The sequence below is a fragment of the Bacillus cereus genome (assembly GCF_015071065.1).
GTDB lineage: Bacteria > Bacillota > Bacilli > Bacillales > Bacillaceae_G > Bacillus_A > Bacillus_A cereus_BA.
Genome location: NZ_VOVA01000039.1, coordinates 1 through 11,924, shown reverse-complemented (window position 1 = coordinate 11,924; position 11,924 = coordinate 1). Strand labels below are relative to the sequence as shown.

The following is an 11,924-nucleotide window of genomic DNA, read 5'->3' as shown; positions in this document are numbered from 1 at the left end:
AACATATTATGTCTAGCTACAAAACTGATAATATCTTTACAGTCGTTACAGATTGGTCTAGCTCTTTAACTTCTAGCGACCAAGTAAAGATTTTCCGTGTGTTAGATGATGGGACATTATCTCGTTACAAAACAATTAACTGGGAAAATTTTTACGATTATCAAGAACATAAGCAGATTGCTGTATGGCAAACACAAATTACTGATGCTTACCTACCGGGTACATATGTAGCGGTTTCATACATTAACGGTAAACATTTAAAGAGCGATTTCTTCACTATTAATAAGTAATATGGTTCTGGTGCAAAAATAAAATACAAGGGAATAAAGCGCGTACATTCCTCATGGAATCGTATTTTATACTGCAAGTCCAAATAATTGATGGATGAATTCTTTCTGCTTTTGAACAGACTGGCCCCGCAAATCAATCTGTTCTTTTTTAATCATATGCATGGCTTAAACCCCACTCAATATAGAGGTTGCTGTTTTAAATGACTTGAATTCCAACATAGAACGCACACGTTTCTTAATAAAACGATGATCTTGTTCCACTATGTTATTGAGATATTTAACTTGCCTTAGTGGTATGCCTTCAGGCATATGCTTCTCTTTTTTTAACTCTTGAATTGCTACAGGATATACTGTTATCACACGGGGTTTAGAAACATACAAAAAGGACAAAGCTTTCTTGAAAAAGCGCTTGGCTGCTTGTTTATCCCTTGATTGACTTAGATAAAAATCAATCGTATTCCCTTCTGAATCGACTGCACGATATAAATACATCCATTGCCCTTTTACTTTCACATAGGTTTCATCAACTCTCCATAAATCATTTGTGGATTTAAGATGATGTCGTACTTTCTCTTCTAATTGAGGTCCATATTGATGAACCCAACGCATAATCGTTGTGTGAGTAATTGACAAACCTCTTTCCTCCATCATTTCTACCAGGTTACGAAAGCTCAAATTATACCGTAGGTACCATCTCACTGTTAATAAGATGAGTTCAGGCTGATAATGCTTCCATTTGAACAAATTTTCCTTTTCCATATTGATCACACACCTTTGTTAGAGTCATACTATCAGTATATCCAAGTGTAGAAGATTACTTACGAGAGTCTGTTAGTTTTTGCACCAGAACCGAAAAAAGGATAGTCCTTTGCGTAAAATACGCTAAGGACTATCCTTAATTATAGTCTTGTTTTTTCGGGGGGATGGGCAAAAAGACACTAGTATCAGTATGTCCAAAATTTAAAGATTGACTGAAAAAGTGTTATATTTTTTGCACCAGAACCGAAAAAGATACTTGTCCAGCTTCTCGAAAGGTAATACAGATAGTATATTCAGAGGCAGTTTGCTCAAATATTCCTTGATATCTTCGAACATCTTAGCACCTCCTTTAGTCTTTATTAGCGATAAATCATGAAACCGTCTGTATAGTTTGTAGAAGTACTACCCATTGTAAGTTTACCTTTGATACGATACTCACCTGGTAAGTTATCAGTAATATTAAATGATCTTGTTACTTGACGTGAAAAGCTACCGCTTAATGTATCAGTTGTTTTAAACGTTCCGTCAACCCTACGTTGTAATTCGATTGTGTAGTTCCATGTACCACCGCTATGAAGGTTGATTTGTGTAAAATCTACTGTCGTAGCTCCAGAACCATAATAGTTTGCATCTGTAAAACCACTAACCTCTGATGTATAACCGTTGTAACCACCGTAAATATAACCTGCCATAATAAAACAGCCTCCTCAAATTATTAAAGTTTTTTTTGACTCGATGCTCTTATTTCTTTTTGTTGCTGGAGCATCTTCCTCCGGAGCCTCACTCAGATCGTATTGATCTGCTGTTGGAGTAGAACCCCCATCAGCCTCGACAAGCTTGTCTCTTAGAGGTACAGACCGCAAATCAGAAAAAACAAGTTAAGCAAACTTCAACATAAAATAATGTGAACCTTGTTCCGCTAAGAGTATTTGGATGCAACACAATATCATTTGTGTTACATTACAGGAAGAAAATCTATTAAAATTGGCCACTAATGCTACGCGATTTACTGAAAACAATCCATTTTTATATGCAACATAATTAAAATGAATCGAAAACTCTTAGTGTAGTTGTTTTCCAAAATGTGGGGATACCCCTATTTAATCAAGTTATCTAGTAAATTAGCTCCTTACCTTATTAAGTGAAACGAAAGTAGAATAAATAAAACATTTAGGAAATTTTTTTAAATAATAGTTTTAATAGATAACTGATGTACTTCTTCTATAAACTATAAAAGGGGGGTCTTCCACATCACTATCAAACTAAGACTTAGGAAATTTTCAGGGGAGTGGTGTAGATTATTTAAGAATTTACATACATCATAAATCCTAATGGGGTTTGTTTTTTTCAATTAAGCCGCTCGATCTTTAGAAATGGTACAATTGTAATTGACACCTAATATATCAAAGACTGTTTTTTCTCTTATTGATGAAATCAAATTGGTTGAAAGCGCAGGTTACCTATTGGAAAAGGAAAAAAGGATCATATAAGGAATTGTTGTACTGCACTGATAAATTATACCTGTTTTTAAAAAGAACATAGAATTTATGCTTAAATTATTAAAGAGCGCAAATGTCGAGCTGCTCTATAAAAGTTATATTGCAAATGGCTCTTCATAGTAAAGGAGGATTAATAAATGAGAAAAATAACGAAAGTATCATTGATTTTAATTTTTTGTATAGCGATCGGTGTTTTAACAGGTTTTAAAGTTGGGGATTACCTCGGGAATCACAAAGAGGAGGAAATGATCAACTCGGTTAAAGGGGAAAAAGTCGAAGTGGCAGTGGAAGCTGAAAAACGCATAAATGATACAATGCTCAAAATGACTAATCAAAAGGTGTTATCCGATAAGAAAGAGGGCTTTATCAAAATGAGTGCCGAGAATATTCAAGAAGTAAAAGAGGCAATCACTAAAAGCACTCCAATGTATGTAAAGCATTTAGGAGAGTATCGTATGATCATCGATCGATGGGAACACGGGGATTTTTCTCAAATAGTTAAAGAGCATAATATGTTGAGTAAGTGGAAAGATGGGAACGACGGTAAAGCATATAAAGAGGCTACGCCAGAGCAAGAAAAGGAGTATCTCTTGAAACAAGCAAAAGCTGAATTAAATAAATAATCTACAACAAACAAAGGGTGAAAAAATCGCTCTTTGTTTGTTTTTAGTGTTTATAGGTGAAATGTTGCAAATTTCATTTTCGTTTGAACTTTATTTAAAATATAAGCTGTCCATATACCAAATTCTTAGAGATTACAAGAGAAACATTAGTTGTTCCTCTTTTTATTTTAAACAACAAGAAAGCAGAATAGCCAATGACAAACACAAATAGAGAGATAGGTCGGATTTAATATTTTATATTTATACACATTTATATGTATATTTTATTTGTATAGATTATAAACCAATAAAAATATATACCTTTCTGTAAGAATCCCCTATTCTTCTATATTAACCAATACTTATATTTTTTAAGAATTTATTATTAAATATATATTGATTTAAAGTTTTTTATTCAAAATATCCATTGGAATTTTCAGGTTCCTTAGACCGTTGTTTGTTCTCTTTATAAATTCACATAATTTTCAAGTATAAAAAGCACATCTGTTAATAAAAATAGAAACCTATCTGCGGATAGGTTTCTTGTTTATACTTATCGTATCAATTTAAATATTTCCCCAGAGTGGACCCTCACACTTTGAATCGTTTCCGTACCCCTTGAAAGGAATCAAAACCATTCATGGCTATATATAAGAAAAAACCACAGTTTGTGGCCAAACTGTGGTTTTTCAACGTACAATGAATTACGAAAGTTACTAACAATTGCATGAGATTTAATTGTACTCAACCTAAGTATGTATTTGTTAAGAAAATTTGCAATAGAACCTGTCATTTTGATTAAGTAAACACAATTATCAACTATGCTCTTGCTCACATGCGACTTCTAGCAAAAATGACTCAAGATCTTTCAATAAAATATTATTTTTTTCAACAATTGATTTAATTACATCAATCCCAATTTTCTTTGAAAATTTGGGATTATCTTCTTTGATAAAGCTCTCCGATTCATTCATATACAATTGTTTTAACCTAAGGATTAAGTAACCATATAAATACAATAACAGAAAAGTTGCATCATCCATGCTATCCATTATTCTTAATTTTAATGATGCATTACAACTTATTACAACAGTAGAATTTTCATTAACCATACAAGTAATATCTACATCTGTGTCTCTAACTCTAAGTGTTATCTTTTTTAGTTCTCCACCATTACTTATAAACGCTTTGGTCGCTATTAGTTCTGTCGTCTGGTAAGATGCTCCTGTAAAAACATTGGCGTCATCAGTTACATTTCCTACAAAACCACTAATATTTTCTAATTTTGTTTCGGCGTTTAATATTCCATCACGTTCCGTATAAACATAAAATAACCAGTTAAACATATCAGGTTCAAGAGAGTATTCAGTATTTGTGAGGGAAATATTGTGTTCACCAATCAGTTTTTTAAATCTACTAATATTGTAATCATTTGACGTAATAATAAGGGTTCTGGTGCAAAAAATCTATAAACCTTGGACATACTGATACTATTACTCTAAAAAGGTGTGTGATTAGTATGGAAAAGAGAAATTTGTTCAAATGGAAGCACTATCAGCCTGATATTATCTTATTAACAGTAAGATGGTACCTACGGTACAATCTCAGTTTTCGTGATTTAGTGGAAATGATGGAGGAACGGATCCGACGTTACCTCAAACAAACAAATGACTCTTGGAGAGTCGATGAAACATATATCAAAGTAAAAGGGCAATGGATGTACCTGTATCGTGCTGTTGATTCGACAGGAAGCACAATCGATTTTTGCCTAAGCAAAACAAGAGATCAGAAGGCTGCAAAGCGCTTTTTCAAGAAAGCTTTGCGGTCTTTTCATGTTTCAAAGCCTCGTGTTATAACAGTCGACAAGAATCCAGCTTATCCTATAGCAATTGAACAGTTGAAAAAAGAAAAAAGCATACCTAACGGTATGCGACTTAGACAACAAAAGTACTTGAATAATATAGTAGAACAAGATCATCGCTTTATCAAGAAACGAATCCGTTCTATGCTAGGGTTCAAATGCTTTGACACAGCTACATCCATTCTTTCTGGAGTAGAAGCTATGCATATGATTAAAAAAGAACAGATTGATTTACGGGACCAGTCTGTCCAAAATCAGAAAGAATTCATCCATCAATTGTTTGAACTTGTAGTATAAAATACAATTCTGTTAGGAACATATGCATTTTATTGGTTTTCATTTTATCTTTGCACCAGAACCTTATATACTCAATATACTAATACACACTGAGAAATATTTAGGGCTATAATTAAAAACAGATCTTTTCCTTTATTTTCTAAATACTATTATATACTAAAGGGTTAAGTTAGGTACATTCCAAATTTGATTTCCCAATATATAGGGCAAGTTCTGTAATAGGAGGCGGTTTCGTAAGATGGTTTTATAAATCATGAAAAAGTTATATACAGACAGTCAAAATAATAAAATATCCTTTTTTATTACAAGAAATCCTAAAAATTTCGTTCTAGGGGTTGCAATAAATCTTTAGCTTGATAGCGATGTGGTGCTACCCCAAATATAAGTATTGAGTCAATGTATTCATCTCAAAGCCTAAAAAAAAACACAATGGAAAGTGTCTTTTTTACGTTGACATGCTATGAAAGAAGATGTAGTAATTAATCATAGTTTGTTGGATTCTTCTTGGTTGATATTAGTATAACATTATCATTAGTGATTTTAAATACAATTATGCATATATACGAATTTCATTACATCGAGTTTGTAGCTATGTTTTTTCTTCTTATATATGGTGCATAACTTGAAATTGTATAATGTCCTTCCATAAATCCTCCCTCATTGAAGTAGAAGGAACATCTATACTAGGAAACAAAAAAAAAGGAACATTTTAATAATAGAACTAGATTTTATAGTAAAATAGATACCATGGTATGAATGTACGTTTTAGATATGAGCCCAATGAACCATATGCTTATAGAATTGAGAAAGACCTTAAAACAAATAAGTTATATATGTTAAGACAGTAATACTTCAAGCAGTATAGTTGGAAACGTCAGGAACTTAAATGATTTAAGATTCAAACTATATAAAAGATAAAGTATACGACTAAGGAAAAGAAGGTTTTGTAGTGTGCTGCACATTCAAGAATTAATTCTTACGTAGGGAGTGCTTATATGCAAAGTTTGAAACATGTAATATTGCTAGTATTATGTTTCTTATGTCTAAGTGGTTGTAACCAAGAAAATGGAGCTGAGGTACAAGAATATATAAAAGAAAAACACGGTATTGATGTTGTTGTAACAGATTGGAGCTCTATAAATGAAAATAACGGTGGTAATACATACCATACTGTGCAAGAAAAAAATAACAAATATCTAAAATTCCGAGTAAAGGTACAAGGTCTCCTCTATTCAAATCCAGTAGGTGATGAATACCAATATGGAAAAAAAACATATGAGGAATATAAGAAATTCAAACCAACTCTAGAAGAAATGAAAAAATTAGGCTACGTGGAATCTGAAACGGAAAATGCTCTTCAATATATTTTAGATAATAAAGATCCAGATGAAGGAAAACCAACTAATGAATTATTATTAACTTTGCAAATGAGTAACGAGATTGACTTTAGCCAATTGGATTCAGTAGAATTAGATCGTTTATATGCTCTATTTCAACTCATTCAGGAGAATAATAAAAAGATAACAGAACTAGAGATTAAGGATCAAAATGGTGAATCTTTGGGCGGACCTTTTAAAAATGTACAAAAAATAATAACAAAAGAAGAACTGTTACAAACAATGAAATCTACGATGTCAGATGCCATAAACAAATATTGGGGAAATTGGATTAGAACGCACACCAAAGTAGAAGAAAGATTACATGAAATGCAAAACGATCGATTTGCATTTAAAAGTATTACTTATTCAAGTTCAGATGATGAGGATAGTCGAAAATATTTAGTGACTTTAGTTATTAATACCACCAATAATATATTTGAAAACAATCCCCCTTTAATTGAGGATTTAATCAAAGTAACCACAATCCTTAAAGAAGAACTATATAATAAAAACTTTAACATCTATTTAACCAATAAGACAGGGACAATAAATGAAAATTGGTTATCGTCAAAAGAAATCAAAGAAGCAAATAACATCGAAGATCTTGTAAAAGAAAGAGATCCTGCGAATTAAATTTAAAGTCCTTTTCATGTTTGTTATTTAATGTGAATGCACAATATTTCGAAGTCTCAACCCATGCCCAACTACTTAATAATTTTATAACAACCCAGGCTAAAAATCCCATGTATTTTTGAAAGAAAACGGCTTATATTTTCATTTTGAAGTATTTACTTTTCATAGCTTGATGGTGATGGGGTAGCACCACACATTCATCAACTTAAGAATTATATAACGCTCCCAAAACAAAAAAATGTACATTTTCAGCTGGAGATGTCAATTTTCTCGTTTGGGGGTATTTGCTTTTCTTAGGTTGATGGGTATGGGGTACAGACACATGCCCATCAACCTAAAGTTTTATTACACCCCCAGAACGAAATTTTTAGGATTTCTTGTAACGAAAAAGCTTATTTATCGTTTTGAGGGTGAACTGTTTTCTTAGGTTGATGGCAATGTGGCGGTACCCCATCGCTATCAAGCTAATAAAATTAACATGGAGGATTTAACTTGAATAATCTACAAACCTTCTTAAAAGAAAATCCATTTATTAAATGTTCTCTATATATAATATTAGGGTCCGGAGTAGTAAAAATAGGTTATGAATTTGGCTATTTCATTGCAAACTTCACATACCAACACTTACCGGTAGCAAATCAGAAAAAACGGCATCTACATAGATGCCGTTTTTTCTGGTAATTTTTTCGTACATTGATATAAAGCAATTGCACCTAAAATAACAAGTATACCTTCAGGAGCATCTAATAACACAGTTTTCCATGTTCCAGAAATTAACAATTCATTACCTGTATACCCCTTAATATAGCCAATAGTAAATTGAATTACAGATAAAAAGATATATAAACCTAAACCAATTCGAATCACTTTTTTATTTGTAAAAATATTTATCCCTCACTAACAATTTCATATCTTCATATTCAATTATTATAAATTAGATTAAATATTCCGTCAATACATTTGGAATAAAAGGAATTTTCAAAATATACCCTTATTTATTTTGGTTATTTTTATCCATAAATGTGTATCAAAAGGTACACCTTTTGAAGTACAGTAAACTCTATTAAATTTAGTACTTCAAAAGGTTTAAAAACCTATTTTTGAAGTACTAAATAATTAATGACACCTTTTGAAGTATTTTTGTTATAATTTCAGTAGAAACAATTTTGAAGGGATGTCTATTTATTTTGAATACAAGAAAATTCGGATATATAAGAGTCAGTAGCAAAGAACAAAATGAGGATCGTCAGATCGAAGCAATGAAACAGCTCATCACTGACGAACGAGATATTTTTGTCGATAAGCAGAGCGGAAGAGACTTTAACCGTGAACAATACCAACTTGTAAAACGCATGTTAAGAAAAGATGATATTTTATATATTCACTCCTTGGATCGATTCGGAAGAAATAAAGAAGCTATCCTTCAGGAATGGAAAGATATTACCCAAAATATACAAGCTCATATTGTCGTATTAGACATGCCACTTCTAGATACAACTCAATATAAAGATAGTTTAGGAACTCTTATTACTGATTTGGTACTTCAAATCTTGTCTTGGCTTGCTGAAGAGGAACGGACAAAGATAAAAACTCGCCAACGTGAAGGCATTGATGCTGCAAAGAAAAAAGGAAAACATTTGGGCAGACCAAAAACAGAAATCACTGAGGAATTTATCAATGTATATAACGATTGGAAACTTGGAAAGATTACAGCGCTATACGCCATGAAGAAGTGCAATATGACAAGTCCTACATTTTACAGAGTAGTCAAAAGGTATGAGGATAAGGAGTGAAAAATATAGTATGATTGCAAAAGAGATTCAAAATACAATAGAAGGATTCTCTTCTTATTTATCAAACAAAGGAAGAAAGGCTTCTACAATCAAGCGATATATCTACGATGTGGAAAGTTTCATTCAATGGCTGCACCAATCAAAAAAATTCACTGAAAATAATATTTTTGAATCACTTCATAAAAAGGATTTTGAATCCTTTTTCAAATATTTAAAGGAAAATCGACAGTATTCCGACAAAACTATACACCGCATATATATTGTCTTAAATAGGTTGTACGAATACTTAGATTTATCAAGCCCTATTGAAGGAGTTATTCAGATAGATCCACCTGATCGAACACTACGTAGAGAGGATTTTGTTTCTTTACGAATGGTACACGTTCATTTCGAAAATAACACTTTATCGATTCCTGAAGACTCAAAAGTGAATAGAACCATTCATTTGAAGGAAGAAGATAAACTACACTTATACAATTACTATAAAACTATTCCTGAACCTGTACGTCCTAAATATCACAGCAATGATCCGTTATTTATTGCTTTTGATTTTACACGTGGGACATACCATTGGAGTTATGATGATGCTGCGCCAAAATTTTTAACCGAAATCTCAATACAAAAAATGATTCGTTTAGAAGTGAAACGTGCTAATCTCCGAAAGGGAATTTCTGCGCAACATTTCCGAAATACCTATATTTTAAGAAGAATTCAAGGAAACTATACTCCTGAACAAATCATGCCGCAAATAGGATTTAAATCTAATTTATCCTTAAAAAGATATTCCAATTATTATAAACGCTCAATAGCAAATGCAGACTCACATCCGTCATTTAATATGTAATTTTCTCACATCTAGAGGTATCTCCCGTGCTCATCAACTTAAGTAAACAAATCCACTCCAAAACGAAAAAGTGAGCTTTTTGGTTACAAGTTAGCACACAATTTCGTTCTGAGGGTACTAAAAAAATTTAGCTTGATGGACATGTAGTGGTACCCCAATAAATCATTCGCATAAAGTTATCATAGCATTAATGCTAATATTAACGTTGTATTAATACATTCTGATCACACATGAAATAATTCAATATCAACGTACTAATCCTTTTAATAACATTACGAAATATTAATATTTATATTTCATTAAGGTATGTGAAATTAAAAGATGATACTACTCATCTTTTTTGTACTTTTTCAATACTTCCTCTAATCTTTTTCGTTCCTCAGCTAATGTATGTTCGTCCTTTTCTGCAGTTGATGACGCATTATCCTCTTTATCCATTTCTTTTTTCCACTTCGGAATCATTTCACTACGTATAGACTTAGAACCTGATACTTTTGCTTTACCTTGTCTTACTTTCTGTTTTTGTCCAAACTTAGCCATTTTTTCTTCTACAACTTTGATGACATAATTCTCAGCAGCAGTTAAATCAGTAGTTCCGATTGCTTTACACTTACTAGAAACATCATGAACTGCTTTAATAGTTTTTTGATTTGTAATCTCTCGTTCTTTGATTTTTGAATTCATTAAATCAATAATTGTAGTTTCAGAGATACTAACAGTATTATTTTCTTCTTCTTCTTCAAGATCTTTTGAAGTTACTTTCTGAAGTATACCTTCTGGTATTGTTCTGCCACTGTGCAAAATGGATTTTCCATTTTGCAAGATGCATTTTTCACCATGCAAAATGGATTGTAGCGCGGGTTCATCGTGCTTTTCTTCCTCTTTTTCCTGTTCTCGCACTAAAGTATAACCGTCTAAAGCGTATCCTAGTGTATGTAAATCAGACGCAATTTTTGTAAGGTTTATTTTGAACCAAGTTGTTCTATCCCACTTCTTAGATGGATCAGGATTATTACCTTTTTCCACCCAACCTTTTTTTACGAAATTATTAATTGTTCGACTAATTGTGGAAGCACTTCCCCAATTCATTAATTCGAACATAAGATCATCTCCGGTTTTATAAAACCAACCATTACGAATTTTTTTCTTCTGTTTATCAATTTTATCTTGTTTTACTTTACGAGCTTCCATGTATCTAATTTTCTCTTTGAGTGTATTGTCCATTTGCTTAGTAATTCCAGCCCAAAAAATTAAATTATTTAATAGTGCTGCATCAAAATGTTTTTCAGTCAACGCTAATAACTCTTCTTTAATAACTACACGTTGTAATTCTCTTACTTCTTGTTCTTCTACTGTTTCTAATAAATCTGACATAACAAAAAATCCTCCATTTTCCGCCCCAATCAAAATTTGAGTATAGGAAAACAGAGGATTTGTAGTTCACATTTTTAAAAGAGTATGCTACTATATAAGAAGCGATACAAATTTAATTCTGTTACTCCAAACCTCTTGTCTTCCAGGGAGATTTTTAAAAGTTCGTATTGTATTATGGGGCGACCAACCGCAAACACAACACTAAACTTCTAAAAATCGGGTGACTGGGGTTTTTTATTTGTTTTTTATAATTTATATGAAATATTTACATTTGCAAGTTGTATATCTATTTCATAATAGCAGACATTTGGCGAAAAAAGAAGATAAAAAGAAAAGACACTCATTATTCGAGTGTCTTTTCTTTTTTTGTGTAAATTATTATATTCATATTTTTTTATAAAAAAACCTCAACAAATGTTAAGGGTAGCGGAATAAAGCCGCAAACTGAAGGTTAAATCCTTCAGCATAGGATGATAAACTGCTACTAACGTTAGCAATGGTATTTGCTTAAGTAACAGTTAACCAAAAAGTATTCTACCATGCTTATCTAGTCTATTTCATTAGTAATTCGAAGTGAAAAAAGTGAATTTTCG

Annotated in this window: 10 protein-coding genes and 1 pseudogene; 6 read left to right on the top strand and 5 right to left on the bottom strand. The window is 32.0% G+C overall.

Annotated elements, in window-relative coordinates:
• The coding region (locus FT637_RS28665) for a DUF5065 family protein (RefSeq protein WP_193649127.1) at nt 1-290 on the top strand (290 nt) is incomplete at its 5' end.
• A 66-nt stretch (nt 291-356) separates the two neighbouring features.
• Here FT637_RS28665 and FT637_RS28660 read toward each other — a convergent pair.
• Nucleotides 357-1,049: pseudogene (locus FT637_RS28660) on the bottom strand (IS6 family transposase).
• Between the two features lie 359 nt (nt 1,050-1,408).
• On the bottom strand, nt 1,409-1,741 hold the full coding sequence (locus FT637_RS28655) for a hypothetical protein (protein WP_193649125.1): 333 nt from the start codon (nt 1,739-1,741) through the stop codon (nt 1,409-1,411).
• A 944-nt stretch (nt 1,742-2,685) separates the two neighbouring features.
• Here FT637_RS28655 and FT637_RS28650 point away from each other — a divergent pair.
• Nucleotides 2,686-3,171 carry a DUF6241 domain-containing protein gene (locus FT637_RS28650; protein WP_002130387.1) on the top strand — a complete coding sequence of 162 codons (486 nt, stop codon included), beginning with the start codon at nt 2,686-2,688 and terminating at the stop codon, nt 3,169-3,171.
• Nucleotides 3,172-3,965: 794 nt separating this feature from the next.
• Here FT637_RS28650 and FT637_RS28645 read toward each other — a convergent pair.
• The gene (locus tag FT637_RS28645; protein ID WP_227494006.1) at nt 3,966-4,496 is read right to left on the bottom strand and encodes a hypothetical protein; all 531 of its coding nucleotides are present in this window, start codon (nt 4,494-4,496) and stop codon (nt 3,966-3,968) included.
• A gap of 173 nt (nt 4,497-4,669) precedes the next feature.
• Here FT637_RS28645 and FT637_RS28640 point away from each other — a divergent pair, with 173 nt between their 5' ends.
• Both FT637_RS28640 and FT637_RS28635 read left to right on the top strand, forming a co-directional pair.
• Entirely contained in the window at nt 4,670-5,308 is a 639-nt protein-coding gene (locus tag FT637_RS28640; protein WP_061688636.1) for an IS6 family transposase, read from the top strand.
• Nucleotides 5,309-6,303: 995 nt separating this feature from the next.
• Nucleotides 6,304-7,320 carry a hypothetical protein gene (locus tag FT637_RS28635; RefSeq protein ID WP_002142658.1) on the top strand — a complete coding sequence of 339 codons (1,017 nt, stop codon included), beginning with the start codon at nt 6,304-6,306 and terminating at the stop codon, nt 7,318-7,320.
• Nucleotides 7,321-7,974: 654 nt separating this feature from the next.
• Here the strand turns inward: FT637_RS28635 and FT637_RS28630 are convergent.
• The gene (locus tag FT637_RS28630) at nt 7,975-8,205 is read right to left on the bottom strand and encodes a DUF3937 family protein (RefSeq protein WP_193649128.1); all 231 of its coding nucleotides are present in this window, start codon (nt 8,203-8,205) and stop codon (nt 7,975-7,977) included.
• Between the two features lie 302 nt (nt 8,206-8,507).
• Here FT637_RS28630 and FT637_RS28625 point away from each other — a divergent pair, with 302 nt between their 5' ends.
• The gene (locus tag FT637_RS28625; RefSeq protein WP_193649124.1) at nt 8,508-9,113 is read left to right on the top strand and encodes a recombinase family protein; all 606 of its coding nucleotides are present in this window, start codon (nt 8,508-8,510) and stop codon (nt 9,111-9,113) included.
• Nucleotides 9,114-9,123: 10 nt separating this feature from the next.
• Entirely contained in the window at nt 9,124-9,957 is an 834-nt protein-coding gene (locus FT637_RS28620; protein ID WP_193649123.1) for a tyrosine-type recombinase/integrase, read from the top strand.
• Nucleotides 9,958-10,284: 327 nt separating this feature from the next.
• On the opposite strand, the gene FT637_RS28615 is transcribed toward FT637_RS28620, so the two are convergent.
• The gene (locus tag FT637_RS28615; protein ID WP_193649122.1) at nt 10,285-11,331 is read right to left on the bottom strand and encodes a hypothetical protein; all 1,047 of its coding nucleotides are present in this window, start codon (nt 11,329-11,331) and stop codon (nt 10,285-10,287) included.
• Nucleotides 11,332-11,924 lie beyond the last annotated feature (593 nt).

Bases quoted from the DNA above. Each gene is read 5' to 3' on its own strand.
- FT637_RS28620 (WP_193649123.1), top strand. From the start codon at position 9,124: ATGATTGCAAAAGAGATTCAAAATACAATAGAAGGATTCTCTTCTTAT.
- FT637_RS28635 (WP_002142658.1), top strand. From the start codon at position 6,304: ATGCAAAGTTTGAAACATGTAATATTGCTAGTATTATGTTTCTTATGT.
- FT637_RS28645 (WP_227494006.1), bottom strand. From the start codon at position 4,496: ATGTTTAACTGGTTATTTTATGTTTATACGGAACGTGATGGAATATTA.
- FT637_RS28655 (WP_193649125.1), bottom strand. From the start codon at position 1,741: ATGGCAGGTTATATTTACGGTGGTTACAACGGTTATACATCAGAGGTT.
- FT637_RS28640 (WP_061688636.1), top strand. From the start codon at position 4,670: ATGGAAAAGAGAAATTTGTTCAAATGGAAGCACTATCAGCCTGATATT.
- FT637_RS28615 (WP_193649122.1), bottom strand. From the start codon at position 11,331: ATGTCAGATTTATTAGAAACAGTAGAAGAACAAGAAGTAAGAGAATTA.
- FT637_RS28650 (WP_002130387.1), top strand. From the start codon at position 2,686: ATGAGAAAAATAACGAAAGTATCATTGATTTTAATTTTTTGTATAGCG.